At 70.4% G+C, this 23,166-nt stretch carries 22 protein-coding genes and 3 pseudogenes; 16 read left to right on the plus strand and 9 right to left on the minus strand.

Annotated elements, in window-relative coordinates; translation table 11 throughout:
- Positions 1 to 46: 46 nt before the first annotated feature.
- From AC068D_RS19275 to AC068D_RS19285, 3 genes are all read left to right on the plus strand, one after another.
- Positions 47 to 718: a DUF998 domain-containing protein gene (locus tag AC068D_RS19275; protein WP_478824197.1), complete on the plus strand. Its 672-nt coding sequence runs from the start codon at positions 47 to 49 to the stop codon at positions 716 to 718.
- Positions 719 to 795: 77 nt separating this feature from the next.
- Positions 796 to 1,008 (plus strand): DUF4287 domain-containing protein, encoded by a 213-nt coding sequence (locus tag AC068D_RS19280; protein ID WP_478824198.1) that lies wholly within the window; start codon positions 796 to 798, stop codon positions 1,006 to 1,008.
- Between the two features lie 451 nt (positions 1,009 to 1,459).
- Positions 1,460 to 2,173: a hypothetical protein gene (locus AC068D_RS19285; RefSeq protein ID WP_478824199.1), complete on the plus strand. Its 714-nt coding sequence runs from the start codon at positions 1,460 to 1,462 to the stop codon at positions 2,171 to 2,173.
- Between the two features lie 98 nt (positions 2,174 to 2,271).
- Here AC068D_RS19285 and AC068D_RS19290 read toward each other — a convergent pair whose 3' ends face one another.
- Positions 2,272 to 2,946: a DUF4397 domain-containing protein gene (locus AC068D_RS19290; protein ID WP_478824200.1), complete on the minus strand. Its 675-nt coding sequence runs from the start codon at positions 2,944 to 2,946 to the stop codon at positions 2,272 to 2,274.
- Between the two features lie 97 nt (positions 2,947 to 3,043).
- Complete coding sequence (locus AC068D_RS19295; RefSeq protein WP_478824201.1) at positions 3,044 to 3,658, minus strand: sigma-70 family RNA polymerase sigma factor; 615 nt, start codon at positions 3,656 to 3,658, stop codon at positions 3,044 to 3,046.
- A gap of 154 nt (positions 3,659 to 3,812) precedes the next feature.
- On the opposite strand from AC068D_RS19295, the pseudogene AC068D_RS19300 reads away from it, so the two are divergent.
- From AC068D_RS19300 to AC068D_RS19325, 6 genes and pseudogenes are all read left to right on the plus strand, one after another.
- A pseudogene (locus AC068D_RS19300) lies at positions 3,813 to 4,817 on the plus strand (MerR family transcriptional regulator).
- Between the two features lie 149 nt (positions 4,818 to 4,966).
- Positions 4,967 to 6,214 carry an NAD(P)/FAD-dependent oxidoreductase gene (locus AC068D_RS19305; protein WP_478824202.1) on the plus strand — a complete coding sequence of 416 codons (1,248 nt, stop codon included), beginning with the start codon at positions 4,967 to 4,969 and terminating at the stop codon, positions 6,212 to 6,214.
- 99 nt (positions 6,215 to 6,313) lie between these two features.
- Positions 6,314 to 6,610: a hypothetical protein gene (locus AC068D_RS19310; RefSeq protein WP_478824203.1), complete on the plus strand. Its 297-nt coding sequence runs from the start codon at positions 6,314 to 6,316 to the stop codon at positions 6,608 to 6,610.
- A gap of 26 nt (positions 6,611 to 6,636) precedes the next feature.
- On the plus strand, positions 6,637 to 7,821 hold the full coding sequence (locus AC068D_RS19315; protein ID WP_478824204.1) for a lycopene cyclase family protein: 1,185 nt from the start codon (positions 6,637 to 6,639) through the stop codon (positions 7,819 to 7,821).
- The gene (locus AC068D_RS19320; RefSeq protein ID WP_478824205.1) at positions 7,818 to 8,549 is read left to right on the plus strand and encodes a class I SAM-dependent methyltransferase; all 732 of its coding nucleotides are present in this window, start codon (positions 7,818 to 7,820) and stop codon (positions 8,547 to 8,549) included. Before AC068D_RS19315 ends, AC068D_RS19320 begins: the two co-directional genes overlap by 4 nt.
- Positions 8,546 to 10,114 carry an FAD-dependent oxidoreductase gene (locus AC068D_RS19325; RefSeq protein ID WP_478824206.1) on the plus strand — a complete coding sequence of 523 codons (1,569 nt, stop codon included), beginning with the start codon at positions 8,546 to 8,548 and terminating at the stop codon, positions 10,112 to 10,114. Before AC068D_RS19320 ends, AC068D_RS19325 begins: the two co-directional genes overlap by 4 nt.
- 34 nt (positions 10,115 to 10,148) lie before the next feature.
- Here AC068D_RS19325 and AC068D_RS19330 read toward each other — a convergent pair whose 3' ends face one another.
- The 5 genes and pseudogenes from AC068D_RS19330 to AC068D_RS19350 all read right to left on the minus strand — a co-directional run.
- Positions 10,149 to 11,192, minus strand: a complete 1,044-nt coding sequence (locus AC068D_RS19330) for a Rieske (2Fe-2S) protein (protein ID WP_478824207.1) — start codon at positions 11,190 to 11,192, stop codon at positions 10,149 to 10,151.
- The gene (locus tag AC068D_RS19335; RefSeq protein WP_478824208.1) at positions 11,153 to 12,148 is read right to left on the minus strand and encodes a phytoene/squalene synthase family protein; all 996 of its coding nucleotides are present in this window, start codon (positions 12,146 to 12,148) and stop codon (positions 11,153 to 11,155) included. Before AC068D_RS19335 ends, AC068D_RS19330 begins: the two co-directional genes overlap by 40 nt.
- Complete coding sequence (crtI, locus tag AC068D_RS19340; RefSeq protein ID WP_478824209.1) at positions 12,135 to 13,730, minus strand: phytoene desaturase family protein; 1,596 nt, start codon at positions 13,728 to 13,730, stop codon at positions 12,135 to 12,137. The genes AC068D_RS19335 and crtI overlap by 14 nt, the downstream gene beginning before the upstream one ends.
- A complete protein-coding gene (locus tag AC068D_RS19345) occupies positions 13,727 to 14,869 on the minus strand; it encodes a polyprenyl synthetase family protein (protein WP_478824210.1) in 1,143 nt (380 codons plus the stop codon). Before AC068D_RS19345 ends, crtI begins: the two co-directional genes overlap by 4 nt.
- A gap of 137 nt (positions 14,870 to 15,006) precedes the next feature.
- Positions 15,007 to 15,677 (minus strand): annotated as a pseudogene (locus tag AC068D_RS19350) (cryptochrome/photolyase family protein); the annotation flags it as partial.
- A gap of 422 nt (positions 15,678 to 16,099) precedes the next feature.
- Between AC068D_RS19350 and AC068D_RS19355 the strand changes: the two are divergent.
- The 6 genes and pseudogenes from AC068D_RS19355 to AC068D_RS19380 all read left to right on the plus strand — a co-directional run bounded on the left by AC068D_RS19355 (position 16,100) and on the right by AC068D_RS19380 (position 21,386).
- Positions 16,100 to 16,630: a transposase gene (locus tag AC068D_RS19355; RefSeq protein WP_478824211.1), complete on the plus strand. Its 531-nt coding sequence runs from the start codon at positions 16,100 to 16,102 to the stop codon at positions 16,628 to 16,630.
- Positions 16,582 to 16,854, plus strand: a complete 273-nt coding sequence (locus AC068D_RS19360; RefSeq protein WP_478824212.1) for a hypothetical protein — start codon at positions 16,582 to 16,584, stop codon at positions 16,852 to 16,854. The genes AC068D_RS19355 and AC068D_RS19360 overlap by 49 nt, the downstream gene beginning before the upstream one ends.
- A 1,213-nt stretch (positions 16,855 to 18,067) precedes the next feature.
- Positions 18,068 to 19,498: a Na+/H+ antiporter NhaA gene (gene nhaA, locus AC068D_RS19365; protein WP_478824213.1), complete on the plus strand. Its 1,431-nt coding sequence runs from the start codon at positions 18,068 to 18,070 to the stop codon at positions 19,496 to 19,498.
- A 446-nt stretch (positions 19,499 to 19,944) separates the two neighbouring features.
- Positions 19,945 to 20,114, plus strand: a pseudogene (locus AC068D_RS19370) (CBS domain-containing protein); the annotation flags it as partial.
- A 49-nt stretch (positions 20,115 to 20,163) separates the two neighbouring features.
- Positions 20,164 to 20,673, plus strand: a complete 510-nt coding sequence (locus tag AC068D_RS19375; RefSeq protein WP_478824214.1) for a TspO/MBR family protein — start codon at positions 20,164 to 20,166, stop codon at positions 20,671 to 20,673.
- A gap of 71 nt (positions 20,674 to 20,744) precedes the next feature.
- Positions 20,745 to 21,386, plus strand: a complete 642-nt coding sequence (locus AC068D_RS19380; RefSeq protein ID WP_478824215.1) for a carbonic anhydrase — start codon at positions 20,745 to 20,747, stop codon at positions 21,384 to 21,386.
- Here the strand turns inward: AC068D_RS19380 and AC068D_RS19385 are convergent.
- On the minus strand, positions 21,383 to 22,036 hold the full coding sequence (locus AC068D_RS19385; RefSeq protein ID WP_478824216.1) for an L-threonylcarbamoyladenylate synthase: 654 nt from the start codon (positions 22,034 to 22,036) through the stop codon (positions 21,383 to 21,385). The two genes, AC068D_RS19380 and AC068D_RS19385, sit on opposite strands and share 4 nt — an antisense overlap.
- A gap of 203 nt (positions 22,037 to 22,239) precedes the next feature.
- On the opposite strand from AC068D_RS19385, the gene AC068D_RS19390 reads away from it, so the two are divergent.
- On the plus strand, positions 22,240 to 22,467 hold the full coding sequence (locus tag AC068D_RS19390) for a hypothetical protein (RefSeq protein WP_478824217.1): 228 nt from the start codon (positions 22,240 to 22,242) through the stop codon (positions 22,465 to 22,467).
- A gap of 403 nt (positions 22,468 to 22,870) precedes the next feature.
- Here AC068D_RS19390 and AC068D_RS19395 read toward each other — a convergent pair.
- Positions 22,871 to 23,166 (minus strand): transposase (locus AC068D_RS19395; protein ID WP_478824218.1); only part of this gene is annotated, 296 nt, incomplete at its 5' end.

Consider the following 23,166-nt stretch of genomic DNA (forward strand, 5'->3'; position numbering starts at 1 on the left):
CACCGTCTAGTTCCCGCCGTGCTCACTCCGATCGAGGGAGACACCCATGACCCAGACGATCAGTGCTCCTCTCACCGCGTCCGCCCCGGCCCGGCCGACGACGCGAGCCCTGCTGGCCGGCGCCATCGGAGCAGGCCCGCTCTTTCTGAGTGCGGGCCTGGTGCAGGGGCTGACCCGCGAGGGCTTCGACTTCGCCCGCAATGCCCTCAGCCAGCTCAGCCTCGGATACCTGGGCTGGATCCAGGTCACCGCCTTCCTGCTGACGGGTGTTCTGGTCATCGCCGGCGCGATCGGGATACACCAGGTGCTGCGTGACGCGTCCGGCGGCATTTGGGCGCCGCGGCTGATTGGTGTCTTCGGCGCCTCGTTCCTGCTCGCCGCGGCCTTCGCTGCCGACCCAGGTGCCGGCTTCCCCGCCGGCGCCCCCGAGTCCCGGGCCGCCTCCCTGAGCGCACACGGCGCCATCCACATGCTCGGCGGCATGGTGGGTTACCTGGCGCTGTGCGCCGCGTTCCTCGTACTGGCCCGCACGTTCGCCGCCCAGCGCCGCCGCGGGTGGGCTGTCGCCTGTCGCCTCGTGCCGGTGGGCATCCTCGTCGGCTTCGCGGGCTCTTCCGCCACCATCCTGGCGTTCACCGCCGGAGCCGGGCTCGGCCTCCTCTGGCTCACCGTGGTCACCGTCCGGCTGATGGCCACGCAGCCGTCGGCGCAGCAGTAACCACCCCCGCCTTCGCCGGCCCGTACCGGAAGATGACAATCCAAGATCACTCAGCACGGACAGATGGGGTCAACAACATGACGGACCCGGTGAAGGGCCCTGCCAGCTACTTCCCTTCGATCGAGAAGAAGTACGGCCACCCGATCGCGCACTGGCAGGACCTCATCCGGTCCTCGCCCCTGACCAAGCACATGGAGCTCGTCTCCTGGCTCAAGGCCGAGCACGGCCTGGGCCACGGCCACGCCAACGCGCTCGTCGCGCATACCCTCGCCGAGGAGAGCAGAAGATGAACCGCACTTGATCCCGTACAGGGGGACAGGCCAGCGGCCTCTCGCAGAATCATCCGCGGAAGGCCGCAGTGCCTCGCCCGTCCTGGGCTGCGTGCCAGACGCACTGTTCGCGCCGTGGCCTTTGGACCGGCTTCGGTGATTGCGTCGAACTTGTCACTGAGCCATGCCCGTACTCGCTCGGGATCCTCAGATGCGAGGCGTTCGAGGTACGGGGCCGCTGCCCACCTGTCGCTCTCCGGCAGCAGACTGTGATCCGGGAGCAGGTCAAGCCACGCGGCACTGGTGGCCTTCTCAAAGAAGTAGATGATGGCCCGCGGGTCGGTGATTCTTGCGACTTCGTTAGCCTCGTTCTGGCTCGGGTGCGCGAGGTTGACGAGTTCGTGCAGCCGTGGTGCCTGTTCCGGAAGATCCACGAACAACTGCTCGATGGCCGCGATAACCTTCCGCAACGTTGAGGCGGCAAGTTCAAGGTCTGCAGAAGCTCCATGCACCGACCGACGACAGCCGGGCCGCCGCCGCCCTCGCCGTACCGTTCCTGATCCCCATCGCCACCGATGCCCGCCCACACCGTGCCGACGCCCTCGGCGTACTCTCCGCCCCAGCCCGCGCCCGGCACTTCGGCGTCGCCTCCCGCGACGAACTCCTCCTCCACCGCACCGACCCCCAGCGCCACGCACCGGACGACTACGGCGTCGAGGTGACCGGCTACCCAGCAGGCTGGTCGGTGGCCGCCGCCCGCGCCGCGATCACTGCCGGAACACCCGTGCTCCTGCCCCTTCTCGACGACCCCGACCCCACCATCCGCATCGACGCCGCCTGCGCTCTGGCCACCGCCGCCGACCCCGACCGCACGGTCCGAACCGCCTTCGACACCAGGCTCGCCACGGAGCGTGACGCTATGGTCCGCGCCGCACTGCTCCTCGCCGTCGCCGAGGCCACCCGGGCCCACGCACACCCGCCGATCTCCTCGCGGTTCCGCAAGCGGCGGCAAGACCGGACAGAAGCCCCCGAAGCCCGACTGGCCGCAGCGATCGGCTGGCTCTGCCTCACCTTTTTTCCGCGAGAGGTACCGCGTTGCCGTGGCCGGACGAACCGGCGCAGGCGCGGTGTACTCGGTCCGTGGCAGCCGAGATCACCGGCGACGCCTGCTCTCGCCGCACTGTGATCCGGGCCCCGGCTGACATGGCTGCCGTCGGCGACTGTCCGGCTCAGGCCGGACCGGCCACTGGCGGGACCGGACACCGGGAGGATGTCGGGTGGCGACTAGCCGCTGAAGGTTTGGGTCTTCAGGGCCAGATCCTTGTCGTCGGCGCTGCCCCAGGCGTAGACGACGTTGCTGGTGCCGTCTTTGAGGTTCAGGTCGGCCGGGCCGATGGCCACGGTGTCGGTGCCGGCGAGCACCACGTCGGTGTCGACGGTGCCTGCTTCGACCTCGGTGATGTCTTCTTCGGGGTTGGTCAGGTCGGTGAAGACCGGCTGTCCGCCGGCCCGGACGTCGACCGCGGGTGCCGCGGCGACATGGCGGACGGTCAGTCGCGCTTTGCCCTCGCCGATCTTGGAGACGTCGTTGACGAACGCCGTCATCTCGGGCTTGCCGTCGGCGGAGAGGTGAGCGGCGACGGTGGCGTTTGCGCCTGCGGTTACCTCGACCTTCTCCTCCAGGACGGGAGTGCCCTCAGGTCCCTTGCCCGCCGGGAAGATCCGGATGTCATAGGTTCCGGCGGTCAGGGACTGTGGGTCGGTGACGGTGCCGGGCTTGAAATCGCTGAGCAGTTCGTCGCCGTTGACGTACACGTCCACGGTCGTCTCGGGGATGCCGTGGAAGACGGACACCATGGCTGTGTCCTGATCCTCGGCCGTGGCGGGTGGGGCCATACCGAGGGTCAGGGCGCAGGCGCCTGCCGAGGCGGCGATGGCGAGGCGGGTGCGACAGGTCACGGGGGATCACCCCTTCGTAGGGAGTCTGCGTGTGATGCGCTCGTTCTGGGTGGTTTTCGGGTGCCGGGGCTGCGCTGGATGCGCTGCGGCCGAACTTTCACAGCGGCTTGTCGACGACGGCGTGGACGCCGGGCTGTTCGATCGCGCGACGCAACCGGTGCAGGCCGCGGCGGACGTGACTCTTCACGGTCCCCAGAGGCATGCCCGTGTGTTCCGCGATCTGGATCTGGGTCATGTGTTCGTAGAAGGCCATACGGAGCACCTCTCGCTGTGGGGACGGTAGTCGTGACAGGGCGTCGACGAGCAGCACCCGGTCCAGGACACGGTCCGGTGCCTCGTGCTCGCACCAGGCGGTGCCGGCGTCGTGGCCGACGGAGTCGATGAGCGTCAGACGCCTTGTCCGGGCGCTCAGCGCATCGACGATCTTGCGACGTGTGATGCCGACCAGCCAGGCGCCGAGTGGACCCCGCTCAGGGCGGAATCCGGACCGCCCGCGCCAAGCGCCGAGGAAGACCTGCTGGGTGACGTCCTCCGCTTCCCAACAGTCTCCGAGGGAACGGGCGGCCATGGTGTGGACGAGGGAGCCCCAGCGCCGGTAGATCGCGGCGAACGCCTCCTCGTCGGCGGCCAGGAGACCACGGGCCAGCTCGTCCTCGTACCGCGTCTCGCGCCGGGGCGTGGTGAGGGCGGCGGGCAGTGTGTTCGTGCTCATGCCTGGATCTCCGCCTTCCGGGCGTCGCGCGGGGAGTGAAGGCCCTTGGCCGGACCGCGCTGTGCGGTAGGGCGCCTGTGGGGTCGTCCTCAGTGTTGGACGGCATAAACGACGCAGGCAACATGCGTCGTTTATGCGTCGTAAGGTGGGTTTCATGGGTGTGGGCTCACGACATGGCGAAGACCGGGACGACGGCGCGCCGCGCGGTGGCGGGTTGACGACCGGCGAGGTGGCCAGGCGCCTGGGGGTGGCGCCCACCACGGTCCGCTCGTGGGACGGTCGCTACGGTCTCGGTCCCGACGCGCACACGGGTGGTCGCCACCGACGCTGGACCGCCCGCGGATGTGGCACGGCTGGAGCGCATGTGTGCCTTGACGGCCACCGGACTGCCGCCTGCCGAGGCGGCGCGGATGGCTCTGGGCGAAGCGTCGCCAAAGGAGGCCGTGACGTGGCGGCCTTCGGCTGTGCCCCAGAGGCGACCCGCCGCTGTCGGCAGCCGGGCGGGCAGCGGCCTGCGGCTCGGTGACGTGCGGCACGGGTGCATGGGCGTCGCGCGTGCCGCCGTGCGCCTGGACGCCGCCGCTTTGGGTCGGCTGCTCCACGACACGATCGCCGAGCACGGGTTGGTTACCGCCTGGACCGAGGTGATCATGCCGACGCTCCAGGCCGTGGGCCGCAAATGGGAGACCGCGGGGGAGAGGTACGTCGAAGTCGAGCACTTCCTGTCCTGGCACGTATCCACCGCGCTGCGGTGCAGCGCTCCTCCCGCGGCGGACGGCCGACCCGGCGCCACCACGGTCCTCGCCTGTGTACCGAGGGAGAACCACACCCTGCCGCTGGAGGCGCTGGCCGCCGCACTGGCCGAACGCGGCCTGCCGGTACGCATGTTCGGTGGTGCCCTGCCCGCCGAGTCGCTTGTCGCGGCTGTACGAAGAACCGGGCCGGCCGCGGTGGGACTGTGGGCGCAGTCCCGAGCCACCGCCAGCCGGCCGCTGGCCCGGCACTGGCCGCGATGCAGTGGGGTGTGCGCGGTGCCCACCGCACACCGGTGGTCCTGACGCTCGGGCCCGGCTGGGCCGGGCAGGCGGTGCCCGGCCTGCCGCGCCCGGCGGGGCTCGAAGAGGCAGTTGCGGCATTGGAGGCAGCCGTATCGCGGTGATGCGACGCGGAGCGGGCCACCGGAGCGTGTGGCGCCTGGCATCACACGGGTGGACATGGTCCGCTGGACGGGCGGGCGGCGCGTCGGCAGCCGGCCCGGAAAGCAGCCCCGACCCTCAGTCGAAGGCCGGTGCCGAAAGAGGAGTCTCCATGACCGTCCCTCACCACCATGCGCCCGACGCCGTCGTCATCGGTGCCGGACTGGCCGGCCTCGCCTGCGCCCTGGATCTGTGCCGCGGAGGACGGCGGGTGGCCCTGCTGGAGGCGTCCGATGGCCCCGGCGGCCGGATGCGCACCGACCGGCGGGACGGATGCCTGTTGGACCGAGGCTTCCAGGTGTTCAACACCTCCTATCCCCAGGTGAAGAGGCGGATCGACCTGCGAAGTCTCCGGCTGCGGCCGTTCACTCCGGGCTTCGTCGCGCACACCCCGACCGGACCGGTTCGCCTCGCCGACCCGACCAGACGGCCCGGCGCGGCAGGAGCCCTGCTGCCGGGGCGGGGACTCGCGGCCCGTGACCTGGCCTCACTGGCAGCACTCACCGCGCGGGACGCCGTGCTGCCGGCGATGTCGCTCAAACGACGTCCGGATCGTCCCACCTCGGCCGCTCTCTCCCGGACAGGACTGTCGGAGGCGGCGATTGACGGCATTCTGCGGCCGTTCCTGTCCGGCGTATTCCTGGAAGACCGTATGGAGACTTCCGCCCGGTTCTTCCACCTGGTCTGGCGCAGCATGGTCCGCGGGACTCTCGGTCTTCCCGCCGACGGCATCGGCGCGGTGCCTGCCCAGCTTGCCGACGGCTTGCCTGAGGGCGTGCTGCGCCTTCGGACGACTGTCGCCGAGATCACCGACTCGGCAGTGGTGCTCTCGGACGGCGCCGAGGTGCCGGCCACGGTCGTTGTGGTTGCCACGGACGCCGCCACGGCGGCCCGCCTCCTGCCAGGGCTGCCGATGCCGGAGGGTCGGACGGCGACCACGTACTACCACGCAGCCGACAGCCCGCCGCTGGCCGAACCGACACTGGTGGTGGACAGCACCGGAGCAGTGCTCAACACCTGCGTACTCACCGAGGTCGCCCCCACCTACGCCCCGCCCGGCACCGCGCTCGTCTCCACCTCCGTCCTCGGTACCGACTGGCCGGGCAGGGCCGACGCGGTGCTCCGCCGCCTGGAGGAGCTGTACGGCACTGACACCAGTGCCTGGCGGCAGATCGCCGTGTACACGGTCGAGGGTGCGCTGCCCGCGATGCGGCCGCCCTGGCCCCTGAGCCGCACGAGCCGCTTCGGTCCGGGCAGGTATGTCTGCGGGGATTACCGGGCGACCGGATCGGTGCAGGGCGCGCTGGCGTCGGGCACGCGCGCCGCACGGGAGGTCCTCGCGGACCTGGCAGGGGATTGACGTCGTGTCAGCCTTGATCGACTGCATCCGAACTCGGTTGACGGACCGAAGCGCTGAGGAACGGAACAGAGTGGTCGACACAGTGGCCGGGAGCGGAACGTGGACATGAAGGGCGCGCGTGCTCTGGTGGCCGACACCACCGCCGTCCTCCGTGACGCGATCACCCTCGAACCGACCGGCTGTGGTGCACGCCCGGTACCAGCCGGGCGCGGCCGGAGAAGCCCGGCCCTCGCCCCACGGCCGTGCCAGGGTGTTTCGGCAGTCCTGTTCGACGCCTATGGCGCCGGGCCCTGCGCTCGCGACGTGCACCGGACCACCGCCCTCGGTGGCGTGGACGCCGCCTTCGTTGCCACGGCCCCGGACGCCATGCCCGTCATCGAACGGTGGGCCCGGTGAGCCGGCAGACCTGTGACACGTCCGACGTGGTGATTGTCGGGGGCGGCGCTGCAGGCCTCAGCCTCGCCCACCGGATCGTCGAGACCGGCGTTGCGACCGTGACCGTGGTGGAGCAACCGGACGGTCCGTCGCGTCCGGCGGAGCGTACCTGGTGCTACTGGGACCAGGGCGGCGATGACACCGACGAGGCAGTCACGGCCTCTTGGTCCCTGCTGCGGGTCCACGGCCGAGACGGCAGCGCGCTCACAGTCGATCCGGCCCCACTGCGCTACCGGATGGTGCGCTCTGCGGCATTCGAACGGCTGGTGCACATGCGTCTGGCGCATTCGCCAGGCGGACGTGTCCTGCGCGCGACGGCGGACACGGTGCGCGACGTGCCCGGAGGCGCGGAGGTCAGGTGCGCGACACCCGACGGCCGCACGCTGACACTGCAGGCCAGGTACGTGTTCGACTCGCGGCCCCTGCACGCCCTGCCGCCGGCCCGGACGCAGCTGCTGCAGCATTTCCGCGGCTGGTTCGTGCGTACCGGCGCCGACCGGTTCGACCCGGCGGTCGCCGAACTGATGGACTTCCGGGTGCCGCAGCCGAATCACGGGCTCGCCTTCGGCTACGTCCTCCCGCTCGCCACCGACCGGGCACTCGTCGAGTACACCGAGTTCTCCCGTAGCCCCCTGACCACCGAGGCGTACGAGGCGGCGCTCGGTCACTACACCCGCGACGTTCTTGGCCTGGGCGCCTTTACCGTGGAGACGGCGGAACAGGGGGTCATCCCCATGACCGACGCCCGCTTCCCGCAGCGGATCGGGGCAGCCGTGTTCCGGATCGGGACCGCGGGCGGCGCGACCCGCCCGGCCACGGGCTACACCTTTGCCGCAGTACAGCGGCAGAGCCGGGCCATCGCCGCCGCCCTGCTGGACGGCCGCGGCAGCGTGCCCCCACCTCATGGACGGCGGGCTCTCGCCATGGACGCGGTCCTGCTGCGGGCCCTGGAAACCGGACGGATCGACGGCCCCGCGTTCTTCACCGACCTGTTCCGCCGTACGCCGACGCAGCGCCTGCTGCGCTTCCTCGACGGCGCCACCTCGTTGAGGGAGGAGTGGGGCATCGGACTGCGCACCCCGGTCGGCCCGATGCTCCGTACCGCGGTCGAACTGCCCTTCCTGCCCCGCCGCACCCATGCCGCTCCACGAATCGGAGAGAGCTGCCGATGACACTGCTGCGTGACCACGACCTGGCCCGCGCCTTCGACCACGCGTCCCACACCTACGACCGTCTCACGGCCCTCAACCCGGGCTACCGCACCGACCTGCTGCGCTCGGCGCGCCGACTGCGGCTGCCAAGGGACGGGGCCGGTCTGCACCTTCTCGACCTCGGTTGCGGCACCGGTGCTTCCACCCGGGCCTTGCTGCGGGCGGCGCCCCGTGCCCGGATCACCGCTGTGGACGCCTCCGCCGGGATGTTGCGCCGGGCGCTGGCCAAGCCGTGGCCGTCCCGCGTGCGCTTCGTGCACCTGAGTGCCGAGGAACTGGCAACGGCCGACGAAGGCCCATTCGACGCGGTCTTCGCCGCCTACCTGTTCCGCAACGTCACCGACCCGGACAGGATCCTGCGGGTGGCGGGGGCTCTGCTGCGGCCGGGTGGGCGCCTCGCCGTCCATGAGTACAGCCTCGGCGGCTCGCCCGTGCACCGCGCCCTGTGGACGGCCGTATGCCAGGGAGTCATCATCCCGGCAGGCACGCTCACCGGTGACCGGGCCTTGTACCACCATCTGTGGCACAGCGTCCTCGATTTCGACACCGCTCCCGACTTCACCGACCGGCTGACGCGGACCGGGTTCACGGGCGCGCGTGCCCTTCCCGTAGCGGGTTGGCAGACCGGCATCGTGCACACGTTCGTCGCCCGCAGCGGCGCCGCCACGGCAGCGGAGGCCGCCCGATGAACACCCGTTCCCACCGCACCGTCCGCCGCGGCCGCGACCGCAGGGCCGCGGTCTTGATGCCCGTGCCCGGCCGGGATCGGTTCGCGCGCGGGGACGTGCCGTCGGTCGCCGTGGTGGGAGGCGGAATCGCCGGTCTCGCCGCTGCCACCGGGCTGGCCGAACGCGGCGCCCGCGTGACCCTTTACGAGCGGGGGGAGTCCCTCGGCGGCCGTCTCGCCGGCCACCGCACCCGACTCGCGGACGGTTCCGTGGTGACCATGAGCCGCGGCTTCCACGCCTTCTTCCGCCAGTACTACAACCTTCGCGGCCTGCTGAGACGCACCGATCCCGCCCTCACGCGGCTCACCGCGCTGCCCGACTACCCCCTGCGGCACAGCGGCGGCCTGACCGACAGCTTCGCCCGCGTCCCCAGAACACCGCCGCTGAGTGCCCTCGGATTCGTCGCCCTGAGCCCCACCTTCGGCTGGCGCGATCTCGGTGCCATGGACGCCAGGGCCGCGCTGCCGCTCCTCGATGTCCGCGTGCCCGAGATCTACGAACGCTTCGACAACATCAGCGCGACCAGCTTCCTGGACCGGGTCCGTTTTCCCGAGGCCGCGCACCATTTGGCGTTCGAGGTGTTCTCGCGCAGCTTCTTCGCCGACCCGCGCGAACTGTCCGCCGCGGAACTGCTGCTGATGTTCCACATCTACTTCCTCGGCTCGGCGGAGGGCCTGCTCTTCGACGTGCCGAACGAGCCCTTTCCACAGGCACTGTGGGAGCCGCTCGGCGACTACCTCCAACGCCTCGGCGCGAACGTGTGCACCGCAACACCCGTGCTCGCAGTCCATCCCCATGACGGTGGCGGAGCCGACGTGCGCACCGACACCGGTGCAGTGCGGCACCATGCGGTGGTGCTCGCCCTCGATGCGAGGGGACTGAGGCAGGTCGTCGCCGCCTCGTCCCGCCTGGGCACCGCCCCCTGGCGCGACGACATCGCCGCTCTGCGCACCGCCCCGCCGTTCCTGGTCTCCCGGCTCTGGCTCGACCGGCCGGTGCGCGCCGAGCGCCCCGGGTTCCTCGGCACCAGCGGGTACGGCGGTCTCGACAACGTCAGCGTCCTGGACCGGTACGAAGGCGAGGCCGCCCGCTGGGCCGCGCGGAATGCCGGTTCGGTGGTCGAACTCCACGCCTACGCCGTCGCCCCCGACGCAAAGCAGGACACCGTGCAGAACGAACTCCTCGACCAGCTGCGGCAGGTGTACCCGGAGACCCGCGAGGCACGCCTCGTCGACGCCCGGCACGAGTGGCACTCGGACTGCCCGCTCTTCACGGTCGGTACCCACCACAGGCGCCCCACCGTAGGGACCCCTCACCCGTGGCTGACGCTGGCCGGGGACGCGATCCGCTGCGACCTGCCCGTGGCCCTCATGGAACGTGCCGCCACCACCGGATTCCTGGCCGCGGGCGCCCTGCTCGCCCGCTGGGGCGTCCGAGGCCAGGTGCTGTGGACCGTTCCCCGGGCGGGCCGCTCTCCGTTGCTGCGCGCACTCGGCTCGCTCGCAGGACGTCGAGCGGGCCGGTGACGCCCTACCGCTTGGACCGATGTGTCCGGTGGGGTCAGCCGGGGAACCGTCCGGTGCTGCGCAGCGCCCAGCGCCTCTCGGCATAGGCCAAATCGTCACGCCACAAACGTCCGGCCGCGTACCGCATCAGAGGGCGCAGCACGGGTGCGGCGGCCCGGGCCAGAGCGAAGCCGCGCCGGTCCGAGGTTGCGACGACCGCCTCGATCACGGCCGTCCGCGGCCGTTCGTCGGCCGCGGAGGTCAGCGGCGTGGCGTGTGTCTCCACGACCGAGGTGGTTCCCTCGCCGTTGGTGATGTGCATGACGACCGTGCGGGGCTCCGGCGTGGTGAACTCCGCCCGGACGGGGACCACCAGACGGCCCGCCACCCGGAAGGAGACATCGACGACGAAGGCATCGTCCTCCTCGCCCTGCGGCTCCCGCACAACCGTCAGATCGACGAACGAGTACGGGTGGAGCCAGGACCCGTGCCACGGGTCGAGCCGGTTGGCCACCACGTCCTGCGGTTCGCACCGGCCCATGGACGTAAACACGGCGTCCACCCCGCTGCCCACCGCCGGCCGCACCGGCACCACAGGTCGCTCGGACGGCTTCTCGCCGCCGACCGCATCCAGCCGCACCCACACCAGAACCCCGTCGTCATGGGCGGCGTACGGCGCCCAGCCGGCGAACGCAGAACCGTCCAGCGCCAGCCCGTGCCAGTGGCACACCAGCATGCCGCACACCACGCGGCTGTCCCGCAGAGGGGCGCCGAGGTGCGGGCAGGCGCCTGGACCCGCCCGCAGTTCGCCCTCCTCCGAGCGCCACAGCACCACCTCGACGCCGCCGATGGTCCTGCTGCACGGGCTTCCGTCGGCGCGCACGCCCCTGGAGGCACCGACGACGAACCAGTTGCCGGAGGGCCGTGCGGACGCCCGTTTGAGCGCGTCGGCGATCAGGGCCGGGCGTGCTTGGCGCCACGTCGGCGTCTGCTGCGCCCACCGCGGGCCGCGGTGCCGCCGCAGCGGTGATGTCCAGCGTGCCCTGTCTGCTCGGTCATTCACTGCCCAGGTCCCTTCCACTGGAGCCCGGCAGTGCATGCCGCGGGCGGTGAGTGCGCCGCGCGGGCCCGCCACCTGGCGCGTGCCACCCGCAGGGCACCGGCCGCTGCGGTTGCCGCCCGCCGACGGCGTGGCACCACCGCGCGGCGATGCAGCACGGTGTAGTCGTGCTGCGCGATCGCGTCGAGGATGCCGCCGTAGAGCGTGTACGCGGCGCGGATGCAGGGGCGCACCTGTGGGTCGAGCATGGCGATGCCCGGTTCCGCTGTCCGGTACACGTCCCTGGTCATGGCCTCGGCAGCGACGAGCGCCGCACGGATCCGCCGGTCGCTGCGCCCGGTGCGGCGGCTCCACTCCAGCAGCGGCCGGTCCACCCCGTGGGCGGCAAGCAGGTCCGCGGGCAGGTACACGCGACCGCGATCCAGGTCTTCTCCGACGTCCCGCAGGAAGTTGGTGAGCTGGAACGCCACCCCGAGAGCCGCCGCGTGCGGGGCAGCCTCCTCGCTGGGGACGACCGTGCCGAGCACCGGCAGCATCTGCAGGCCGATCACCGCGGCCGAACCGTGCATATAGGACCGTAGGTCGGCGTAGCTCGGATAGTCGGTGACACTCAGGTCACTGCGCATCGAGGCCATGAAGTCGGTGAACAGGGTGTGGTCGATGCTGTACCGGCGGGCCGTGTCGGTCAGGGCACGGACCACGGGCTCGTCCCCGCCGCGGGTGCGCAGCCCGTTGGCGAGGTCGTTCTCCAGCCGCTTCAGCAGCCGGTCACGTTCGTCGGGTGTCAGACGCCGGTCGAGGTCGTCGACGATGTCGTCGGTCCAGCGGGCGAAGCCGTACAGCGCGTGCACGGCCGAGCGGCGTTCCAGCGGCAGCAGACGTGTGGCCAGGAAGTACGTGCGGCCGTGGCGGGCGTTGAGCTGCCGGCACCGGGTGTACGCGCTGCGCAGTGAAGGGTCGGTGATACCTGCAGCGTCCAGTTCACGACGGGTCATGGGCACCTGCGGCGGTCGGGGCGGTCGGGGCGGTCGGGGCGGTCGGGGCGTTCGGAAGGCGATCCGTGTCCTGGCCGAGCCGGGTCACCGGAGTGCGGCCGGTAGTGCCAGTGATGCGCGCGGCGGCGAGTTTGCCGCTGATGAGTACCGTCGGGACGCCGACGCCGGGCGTGGTCCCGCAGCCGGCCAGCACCACGTTGTCTACTCCGCGCACCAGATTGCGCGGCCGGAACGGCCCGGTCTGGGCGAATGTGTGGGAGACGGAGAAGGGGCTGCCCGCCGCATGTCCGTGTGCCGTCCAGTCCAGTGGGGTCACCAGCGACTCCTCCTCGATGCTGTGCGCGAACCCGTCGAGGCCGCGTCGTTCCAACTCGGCGACCAAGCTGTCGCGGTAGCGCGGGCCCAGATCCCGCCACGCTGCGGCGGAGGGGCCGACGGTGGTGTTCGGGCAGGGCGCCAGGATGTAGTGGAGATGGCGTCCCGGCGGCGCCAGGGAGGCATCGTGCGCCGTCGGCCGGGTGATCAGCAAGGACGGGTCGCTCATCAGCGCTCCGGAGCGGGTCAGTTCGTCGAAGGTGCGTTCCCAAGCAGCGCCGAACGACAGTGTGTGATGGGCGAGTTGGGGCCAGGTGCGGTCGGTCCCGGCGTGGAGGACGACCGCGGACGGTGAATGACGCAGCGGTACCGGGCGCCGGGGCGCCCGCCCCAGGAGCCGGTGGGCGGCGGACAGCTCGCAGGTCAGCACCACCGCGTCGCATGGGATGCGCTCACCCGATGCGAGGTGGACGGCACGCACGCGGCCCGCCGAGCGTTCCAGCGTGGTCACTTCGGCCGACCACCGCAGGTCGGCACCGGCGTCGGCCGCCACATCCGCCATTGCGCGGGGGAGTGCGTGCATGCCCCCCTTGGGGAACCAGACGCCGGCCACGGTGTCCATGTAGGCGATTACCGCGTAGGCCGCGAGGGCCCTGGCCGGGGCGACTCCCGCGTACAGGGCCTGGAAGGAGAAGACCCGGCGCAGGCGGGCGTCGGAGAGGAATCGGCCGATCCGGCTGTCCAGCCGACCGAAGCCGCCGAGGCCGGCCAGACGAGCCAGGTCCGGGTGCGCGAGCTGGAAAGGCGAGTCGAAGTTGGTGTCGATGAAGCGGCGCATCTGTACCCGGTACAGCCGCTCCAGCCAGTCCCGCAGCCTGCGGTAGCCCGCCGCCTCCGCCGGCCCGGCGAACCGCCGCACCTCCGCCTCCATGGCCTCGCCGTCGGTGTGTACGTCGATCCAGGTCCCGTCCGCGAAGCCTGCCCGGTAGGCGGGATGCAGGGCCACCAGCTCGACGTGACGGTGCAGGCTGTCGTCGACGGCCGCGAACGCCTCGTCGGCCAGGTGCGGCATCGTCAGCACGGTGGGGCCGGTGTCCGCCTGGTACCCGCCGAGCCGTAGGCGGCCGGCCCGGCCGCCCGGCTCGGCGTCCCGTTCGACGAGCGTCACCCGGCGGCCGGCACCCAGCAAGTGGAGGGCACATGCCAGGCCGGACAGTCCAGCGCCCACTACGACGACATGGTCGGTCGGTCCCGTCACCGTCTTCACACGAGCTCCTCGGCGTGCTGTGGGGCGACCCCCGCCGCCCGCTCGATCAGGGCGGCGAACTCCCGCCGCACGGAGGGCTCGGCGCCGATGGTCTCGAAGTGCCGCAGACCGGTGGTCGCCAGCTCTGCGATCTTCGCCTCCACGACGGCCCTGGCTCCCGTCCGCTCCAGCGCCGCCCGCATCCGCTCGACGGTGTGCTCCGACCGTGAGTCCGCCCCTGGGCCGAGCACGGCAGCGGCGTCGTGGTCCCCGGCCGTGTCGGCGAGCCTGAGGGCGACGGCGAGGAGATAGGTGAGCTTGCGTGAGCGCAGGTCGTCGCCGGCCGGTTTGCCGGTGAGCGACGGGTCACCGAAGGCACCGAGGAGGTCGTCACGGAGCTGGAAGGCCAGCCCCGTGCACCGGCCGGCGGCGCGCAGCGCGCCCAGAGTGTGTTGGTCTGCGCCGGTCAGCGACGCGCCCAGCGCCATGGGCCGCACGACCGTGTACAGGGCGCTCTTGAGGGTGGCTATGGTCAGCGCTTCGTCGACGCTGGACGAGTCGCTTGCCTGCGCGTGGAGGTCGCGGTACTGCCCGGCGACCATCTCGGTGCGCATGGCCCGCCACTCGCCGTACAGCCGAGCGCCCTGCGGCGAACCGAGTGCCGTCTCCGTCAGCAGGTCGTCGGCCCAGGCCAGCGCCAGGTCACCGGCGAGCACGGCGGCGGAGGTTCCGAATGATTTCGCGGACCCGGTCATTCGTGCGGCCCAGTGCCTGCGGGCCAGGTCGACGTGCATAGTCGGCGAACCCCTGCGCAGCAGTGATCCGTCCATCACGTCGTCGTGCATGAGGGCGCATGCCTGGAGCAGTTCGAGGGCGGCTCCCATGCGCAGGACGGCCGTCGCGTCGCCCGAGCCGCCCACGGCCCGCCATCCGCACCACGCGAACGCCGTACGCAGGCGCTTGCCGCCGCGCAGTACGAATGCGGCGACGCGTTCCGCCACGTCGTGGGCGAACACCGGATCCGCTTCGCGGGCTTGCCGAAGTCGCGCGTCGAGCACCCGCTCCAGGACGGTCTCCACCGCTTTCGTGGCCTCGGGAGCGGTGAGCGGGACATCGCCCGGTTCCGCCGGTCCGGCCGCCGTCGGCCGCAGTCCAAGCATGCATAACCCCTTCTCGCTCCCGGTCACGCTGCACACCCGTGCTTCCACCGAGTGGCCTGCTATGGATGCGCATATTTCTGCCCTCAGCGCGGTCGCCCCACGGAGGTACTCACTCCAGCGGCCCAGCCATGTCCGACTCATGGCGGTGTGTCACCTCTGGCGCGCTCCTGTCGGCGGACTTCGGCCAGGTCGGTGAGCCGGTCGAGCTGCCGGACCGGCTGCGCGATGCGGTGCTGGCCCGCGAGCCGGTCCCGGTGGCGGTCCAGGAATGCCCAGTAGCCGGCGGTGTAGGGGCAGGCACGCAAGCCGGTACGGTCGGGCCGGTAGGCGCAGGGTCCGCACAGGTCGCTCTCATGCGGTTCACGTACGAGCCGCCCGACGTGTAGGGCTTGGTCGTCATCCGGACGCCGTCTGCGTACTGGGACATGCCGACGACGTTGGGCACCATGACCCAGTCGTAGGCTTCCACGAAGCACCGGTGGAAGCAGTCCGTGACCGCCGCCGGGTCCCAGCCCCGCTGGAGGGCGTGGCTGCCGACGATCATCAGTCGGGGAATGTGGTGCGTCCACCTGGTGTCGCGAACCTGGGCCAGCACGGTGCGCAGGCAGTGGGCCCTGACGGCGTCCGCGTCGAGGTCGTTCCACCAGTCGGTCAGAGGAGTGGTGTGATCCAGCTCGTTGACGTGCCGGTAGTCCTCGCCGAAGTACCAATGCAGGTGCCACACGTACTCACGCCGGCTGGCGATCTGCCGGACGGAACCCTCCACGCTGCTCAGAGGCGCCTGCCCCTCGCGCCGCGCGGTTTCCGCTCGCATGTTTCGGTAGTACCGCCGGGCACGGTCTCTCTCCAGGGCGCAAATGGTGCCAGGCGGGGGCGCCTTGGGACCAGACAGGAGCGAGCCAGCGGAAACGGACTGATTCACCATGCCCGCGGTCACACGAGATGCATCAAGCCACATTCGACCCGGCAACCCCAGAGCAGCCCACCCCGCAAACTGCCGTCAAACACCCCTGAAAAAACAAAATGCTCTTTCAGCTTGACTCTGTCGGGGATCTTGGAGTTTCGCGGTGCGGCAGCGTGGTCAAGGGGGCATGCTCGGGTAGTTCCGTTGACTGATGCAGCTGTCGAGGTGCCCGTTGTCCCTCCGCCCGCGTTCCGGTGAGCACGTCCCGCCTCTGACTGCGCAGGTCGCGCGGGTGAGCAACTCGGGGTGGCACGACGGCGATATGGGTGCGCGACCGGCTGGATGGGCTGTGGTGCGACGAGGACTTCGCCGACTGGTACCCGCGGGACGGGCGTCCGGGTCTCTCGCCTGCTCAATTGGCCACCGTCTGTGTGCTGCAGTTCCTGCTCGGCCTGTCCGACCGGCAGGCCGCCGAGGCGGTCCGCTGCCGTATCGACTTCAAGGCCGAGGCGGTCCGCTGCCGTATCGACTTCAAGGCCGAGGCGGTCCGCTGCCGTATCGACTTCAAGTACGCGATGGCCATGGAGCTGGACGACCCTGGCTTCCATCACAGCGTGCTGGCTGACTTCCGCGACCGTCTCGCCGAGGGGGATCGTGCTGACCGCCTCCTCGACCTCGCGCTGGCCCGCCTCAAGGAGGCCGGCCTGGTGCGCGAGCGCACCACGCAGCGCGGTGGGTGCTGGTGCCCGGCTACCTTGCCGAGCCGAGCGCTGATGCCCACGGGTGCCATCTGTGATGGGTGCACTCCGTGGCCATCGCCCGTCTGCATGCGGCGTGGCTGGCCTGGCAGGAGCTGACCGACCCGGTCACCTGCGGTTACATCGGACCTTCCGTGTGGCACCGCGATCATCTCGATCCCTGCATCCGGAGCTCCGTCTTTCCATGGGCCCATTCGCGGGCGAGCACCAGGTCGACCGCCGAATCCCCGGCCTCGTACCCAGCGCATGGCGCCATCACGAGGCATGACCGGGCCAGCACACACCGGGACAGCACCCAGCGCTCGGTGTCGATGAAACAGTGAACTATTTCGCAGCAGGTGAGCAGCAGTACCGTGCCTGTGTCGATGGGAGGGGCGTCACGCGACAGCCCGCGCAACTGAACCCCGCACAGAGGCGTGTTCTTTCGACAACGTTGCGTAGCGCGCCGTCGGCGCCATCGCCGTCCCGCTCCTCCTTGGTGCTTGCCGCAGGGGGCCGGACGGCCCCGCGCAGATTACCCAGACCATCACCGTCATCGGCCCTTCGGCCGCGCCAACGGCACCATCAATCATCACTGACTGGCGCTTCTCATCATCCGGGTGCGAGAGGGTGATGGTGGCCGGAGGTCAGCCCGCATCAGCTGCTGCCGAGCCTCCAGGTCCTTGAAGGACGGCCACGAGAGTTGCTGGTACTCGCGAGATTGGGGGCCGACCGGATGTGAGGCCAACAGGTCACGCATCGCCCGCAGCTGCTCATACACGGGCGCCGCGCCCGATGGTTCAAGACCTCGCCACCCTTCCTGGCTGCCGACAACTTTTGCATGCTGACCATCACCAGGACGCAGCAAGCCACACAGAGCTACCGGATTGAGGGCTCGAGCCGGTCCGGCAGCGGAAGCCTTACCCTCGACCGGAAGTACAAGTTCGGCCCGTTGACCATGCCCGGATGCGTCCGGCGTATCGGCACGTGACCCCATGGTCCCGGTCATCCGAACTGCCCTGGTGCACATGGCGGGACTGGTCTCCAGCGCGAACAGCCGCCTGATTCGACGCATTGGAATCACTTCTCAGCACTGCACCTCGCACCACCCCGCGGGAGCAGCTCACACGATTGGTGGGCCCGCTTCCGACCGACTGTTCCTGCATCTACTGCTCACATGAATCCATCGCCAGGGCGCTGTACCAGCGGGAACCGGGCCAGAAGACCCTCTGACCGCTCCACCGCTCCACCGCTCCACCGCTCCACCGCTCCACCGCTCCGGTGGCCCCGAGCGTGACCATCACCTGAACTTCATCCTGCGCTTCCCTTATCCCGGCAGCTCACGAACCGCCCAGGGGGCTCGCGCAGCCCGTGCCTTGCGCATGCGAGCCCCCTTACCACATTCCGGCAGGTCGGATGTCGTCTGGTGGCGCGGACCTGCTTCTGGTTAGGGTGTAAAGAACGCGTCAAGACGACGCGGGGTGTGCCGGGAAGTCTGGTCGGCGTCAAAGGGCACAGTGCGCCCGTTCCATCGACACGGCCCGGAGGCTTCCCCGCATGTCAGACGCCCCGCGACAGCGCCGCACCTTCCTCGGCCTGCTGCCCCTGCCGGAGCGCAACGCCGTTGCCGAAGCTCTGCGCACCGAGACCATCGGTGGCCTGGTGCTCCTTGTCGCCGCGATGGTCGCGCTCGTGTGGGCGAACACCCCGTGGAGCGGCGTCTACGAGCAGATCCGCAACCTCCATTTCGGCATACCCGCCCTGGGCTTGGACCTGTCCGTTCAGCACTGGACAGCCGATGGCCTGCTCGTGATCTTCTTCCTGGTCGCCGGGATCGAACTCAAACGGGAACTCGTCGTCGGCGAGCTGCGCAATCCCGCCGCAGCCGCCCTGCCGGTCATCGCCGCGGTCAGCGGCATGGTGGTGCCGGCGCTCGTCTACCTCACAGTCGCCTCGGCCGGAGGGGGAAGCGGCGACGGCTGGGCCGTGCCGATGGCCACCGACATCGCGTTCGCCCTGGCGGTCCTGGCCGTCCTGAGCTCGCACCTCCCCGCTGCCCTGCGGGCCTTCCTCCTCACGCTCGCCGTCGTCGACGACCTGGGTGCCATCCTGATCATTGCGATCTTCTTCACCAGTGATCTGAACGCATGGGCACTGGCCGGGGCCTTTGCCGGGCTGATCGTCTTCTACGCCCTTCAGCGGCTCCGGGTGCGGGGCTGGTGGTGGTACGCACCTCTCGGCGTCGTCATCTGGGCTCTGATGTACAACGGCGGAGTCCACGCGACCGTCGCGGGCGTGGCGATGGGGCTGATTCTGCGCATCACCCGGGACGACGGCGAGAAGGCTTCCCCTGGAGAGCGGACCGTGCACCTGCTGCGGCCCGTCTCGGCGGGTGTCGTCGTTCCCCTGTTCGCCCTCTTCGCGGCGGGCGTGGGTGTTTCCGGAGCAGCACTGGGTGACGTCTTCACCCAGCCCGAACCGCTCGGCGTCGTGCTCGGCCTGGTCGCTGGGAAGACGATCGGCATCTTCGCCGGTACCTACCTCGCGGCGCGCTTCACCCGCGCCTGCCTCAATCCCGACCTGGAGTGGGCGGACGTCTTCTCGCTGGCGGCCCTGGCGGGCATCGGCTTCACTGTCGCCCTGCTCATCGGCGAACTCGCCTTTCCCGATCCCACACAGTCCGAGCACATCAAGGCCGCCGTCCTCGTCGGATCGCTCACCGCCGCCGTCCTCGCCGCGCTGCTGGTCAAACGTCGCAACGTCGTCTACCGCCGCCTGTACGAGGAGGAGACCTGCGACAACGACGCCGACGGCATCCCCGACATCTATCAGCAGACATCTGCCGGGGCAGGGCAGCGGCTGACTCGGCCACTGAGGAAGCCCACGTTGCCTGCCTGCCCCAGGATCTTCCGCCGGCACTCACCTGCTCGAGCCCATCACTGGTGCGTCGTGAACGGCGCCGCGTCGATTCCGACGCGGCCATCGTGATCGCCGCGCCGGTGATCAGGACGGCGATCGGCGAACTGCGCCGACCCGGCAGTGCACGCGCTCCATGGGCCTTCGTCCCCAACGCGCGAGCACTCGGAGCAAGGCAAGGTCTACGCGCAGCTCCACGACGCCGCATGAGGCACTTTCGGCCCCGTATCGGTCCGGCAGTGTTCGCCCGTGGGTCTCGGGTACGCGTGCCGAGGGCCGGCCTCCCCGCTGTGGCCCCCAACCTTCTCTGTGCGGGTGCGGAGGAGGGGCTGCCGCTGGTGGTGCCTGTTCGTGGGGGGCGGTCATCACCAGCGGCACGGAGCGAAGCACGTTTCCGGGCGCTGCGCTGCCCGGTGTTCCGATCAGGTGCAGCATCTGATCCTTCCTGTGCGTGCGCGGCGTCTGTGTGGGCAGGCGCTGATGTGGCAGATGTTCCGCATATGGTGGGAAGAGCTCAGGTGACTACCGCGCGAGAGATCATGGCTCCGGATGCCCCGTGTACCGGCGCCGAAGGATCCGTCCTGGACGCGGCGAAGAGGCTGACCGATCTCGGGGTCGGAGCTTTGCCTATCTGCGGGACGATGAACGACTCAAGGGCGTGCTGCCCGACCGCGACATTGTCGTGAAAGGCCCTGAGGTGACGGGGAATCCAGATGGTTGTGGGCATACGTACCGTCATGAGGATCATCAGCGAGCGTCCGCAGCCGGTCACATGCAGCCGGTGGGGGAGCCACGCGGCTTCCGCGGCGGCCGTGGCCGCGACGGTTGTGGCCGGTGCCCGCGCGGTCGACGCGGACAGCACTTGGTACCGATCGCTGAACAAGCCGCCGTGGCAGCCGCCTTCATGGGCGTTCGGCGTGGTGTGGACGCCGCTGTACGCGTCGATCGCGTGGGCCGCCGGTCGGGGGCTCAGCCACGCCCGCGGCGACGAGCGCGCTCGCCTGGCAGCCAGTCTGGGGGCAAATCTGGCGTTGAACGCGGCGTGGAACCACTTGTTCTTCCGCTACAGGAGCCTGTGGGCCGCTCTGGCCGGCACCGTGCTGCTGGACGCCAGCAATGCCGACCTCATTCGCCGCATGGCCGCCGCTGACCGCTCGGCCGCTGCAGCGCTTGTCCCGTACGCCGCCTGGTGCCTGTTCGCCACCGCCCTGAACCTCTCCCTGTTCCGACGCAACTTCCGGCGGTAGCCCGCAAGGCAGGGGCGGGCTTCCGGGGGGTCGGTCGCGCGGCGGGGGGATCGGGGCCGTAGCCTGCGGGCATGATCGACACCCAGCCCCCGACGCCCTCTGAGGCTTTCGCGATGCTGCTTGCCGGCAACCGGCGCTTCGTCGACGGTTCGGTGGAGCATCCCAACCAGGACGCCGCCCGCCGCACCGAGGTCGCACCGTCGCAGAACCCGTTCGCCGCGCTCTTCGGCTGCTCCGACTCCCGCCTGGCCGCCGAGATCATCTTCGATCGGGGGCTGGGCGACCTCTTCGTGGTCCGCACTGCCGGGCATGTGATGGGTCCGGAGGTGCTCGGCAGCATCGAGTACGCCGTGAGTGTGCTCGGCGCCCCGCTGGTCGTCGTGCTCGGCCACGACGCCTGCGGCGCGGTCGCGGCCACCCGCTCCGCTGTCCAGGACGGCGCCACCGCGCCGGGCTATGTACGGGACGTGATCGAGCGGGTCACCCCCAGCGTGCTCGCCGCACGTGCGGCCGGGCACACCGAGGACGCGGACTTCATCACCGAGCACATCCGGCACACCGTCGATCTGCTGCTCGAGCGCTCCCGCACCCTGGCACAGGCGGTCGAGGAAGGCCGGGCGGCCGTGGTGGGCCTCTCCTACCGGCTGGCCGACGGCACCGCCCACCTGATCACCGCCCACGGCCTCGACCAGCCCGAAGGCCCCGCGGCCTAGGCGCTCCAGCGTTCCCGCAGCTGCGGCACGACCTCGCGGAGCCGATCGGCGCTGAGCGCACCGGCCCGCAGCAGCAGCGGGACATCGCCAGTGACGTCCACGATCGAGGACACCACCGCGTCGGTGGTGGGGCCGGCGTCGAGGTAGACGCTCACCGCGGCACCGAGCATCTGCTGCGCGGCGTCGCAGTCCTGCGGAGAGGGCGCTGCGGTGAGGTTGGCGCTGGAAACGGCCAGCGGCCCGGTCGCGGCGAGCAGTTCGAGGGCCACCGGGTGGGAAGGCATCCGCACGGCCGCCGTGCCGTGCGTCTCGCCGAGGTCCCACTCGAGCGACGGCTCGTGGCGGGCGACCAGCGTCAGCCCACCCGGCCAGAACGCATCCATGAGCTGGCAGGCCTGCTCGCTCAGGTCGATGACCAGCCCCTCCAGAGCGTCGGCCGAGCCGACCAGCACCGGTGAGGGCATGCTCCGGCCCCGGCCCTTGGCCGCAAGCAACAGGGCCACGGCCGACGGGCTGAAGGCGTCGGCGCCCACCCCGTAGACCGTGTCGGTGGGCAGCACCACCAGCTCACCACGGCGCACCGCGTCGGTGGCCTCTCGCACACCCGCAACGTGCCCGGAGTGATCCGAGCAGTCGAAACGATCAGACATCGCCTGCACTCCCACCCATGCGGGCCCACAGCCCGCAAACCCGGTCCTTCGCACTGCCGAAGCGGCAGGCCGGCCACGCTACCCGGCCCGCCGCTGCGACGAGGCTGACATCACCCAACGGGTGAACGCGAAGCGCGGAAAATGGACGGCGACACGACCTTGACTTGGCCCCGTACGGACCGCGGGCCGGGGCAGGATGGGCCATGACCGATGACCGTCACCGCTGGTACGACACCCAGGTGCCCGGACTGCTCGTGCGCACCGTCGGTGGGATGACGTCCGCACGGGTGCTGGGCTGGTACGGAATTCTGCCGTCTTCTGTGGTGCAAACGGTTCTCGCCCCCGCCGCACCAACCTGCTGCGCACCGCTCGGGGATGGAGCGTGTCACCCGCCCGTCGGGGAGGCAGCGGCGACAATGGCGACGGACTGAGCGAGGTCGGTAGGCACTTCACAAGCTGCCGCCGTGGAGGGGAGGTGCCATCCGCTGACCCGACTGAGCCAGAGCCCCGAGAAGTGAACGAAGCCAGGTGACAGACGATCTCCTGCGCAGACTGCCGCCCACGACCATCGCGAGCACCCGACAGCCGGCACACCAGCCCTCTGATGCGCGACTTCAAGTTGACGGAGACTCACTCTCCGCATGGATACACGACATCGTCCCGGAGTGCACAACATCGCCGGTGACGATGCCGTGCATCCACCCCGGTGCACCCTGCCGGGTTTCCCCCAACACAGGCCCGTGTCAGGGGAAACGCACGGCTTGGGCACATCCGGAACACCGCACCGAGCCCAACCGATTGCGCGCCACTTCACCCGACAGCCAGGGAGACCAGCTAGTGTCCTGAGTCGGAGATTCGTCGGCAGTATGTTGCGACTTTGTCGAGGATTTCGTCGGCTGTTTTGGTCCAGGTGAAGGGCCGTGGGTTGGTGTTCCAGTCGGCGAGCCAGGTGCGGATGTCGCGTTCGAGGGCCTGGACGGAGCGGTGGACACCCCGGCGGAGTTTCTTGGTGGTGAGTTCGGCGAACCACCGTTCCACCAGGTTCAGCCAGGAGGATCCGGTCGGTGTGAAGTGCAGGTGGAAGCGCGGATGGGCGGCCAGCCACTTCTTGACGGCCGGCACCTTGTGGG

It is taken from the genome of Streptomyces sp. NPDC043861, from assembly GCF_056435905.1.

Coding starts and splice junctions, on each gene's coding strand:
- AC068D_RS19275 (WP_478824197.1), top strand. CDS start 47: ATGACCCAGACGATCAGTGCTCCTCTCACCGCGTCCGCCCCGGCCCGG.
- AC068D_RS19325 (WP_478824206.1), top strand. CDS start 8,546: ATGAACACCCGTTCCCACCGCACCGTCCGCCGCGGCCGCGACCGCAGG.
- AC068D_RS19380 (WP_478824215.1), top strand. CDS start 20,745: ATGATCGACACCCAGCCCCCGACGCCCTCTGAGGCTTTCGCGATGCTG.
- AC068D_RS19330 (WP_478824207.1), bottom strand. CDS start 11,192: ATGCACTGCCGGGCTCCAGTGGAAGGGACCTGGGCAGTGAATGACCGA.
- AC068D_RS19335 (WP_478824208.1), bottom strand. CDS start 12,148: ATGACCCGTCGTGAACTGGACGCTGCAGGTATCACCGACCCTTCACTG.
- AC068D_RS19320 (WP_478824205.1), top strand. CDS start 7,818: ATGACACTGCTGCGTGACCACGACCTGGCCCGCGCCTTCGACCACGCG.
- AC068D_RS19295 (WP_478824201.1), bottom strand. CDS start 3,658: ATGAGCACGAACACACTGCCCGCCGCCCTCACCACGCCCCGGCGCGAG.
- AC068D_RS19390 (WP_478824217.1), top strand. CDS start 22,240: ATGACCGATGACCGTCACCGCTGGTACGACACCCAGGTGCCCGGACTG.
- AC068D_RS19305 (WP_478824202.1), top strand. CDS start 4,967: ATGACCGTCCCTCACCACCATGCGCCCGACGCCGTCGTCATCGGTGCC.
- AC068D_RS19280 (WP_478824198.1), top strand. CDS start 796: ATGACGGACCCGGTGAAGGGCCCTGCCAGCTACTTCCCTTCGATCGAG.
- AC068D_RS19345 (WP_478824210.1), bottom strand. CDS start 14,869: ATGCTTGGACTGCGGCCGACGGCGGCCGGACCGGCGGAACCGGGCGAT.
- AC068D_RS19385 (WP_478824216.1), bottom strand. CDS start 22,036: ATGTCTGATCGTTTCGACTGCTCGGATCACTCCGGGCACGTTGCGGGT.
- nhaA (WP_478824213.1), top strand. CDS start 18,068: ATGTCAGACGCCCCGCGACAGCGCCGCACCTTCCTCGGCCTGCTGCCC.
- AC068D_RS19375 (WP_478824214.1), top strand. CDS start 20,164: ATGAGGATCATCAGCGAGCGTCCGCAGCCGGTCACATGCAGCCGGTGG.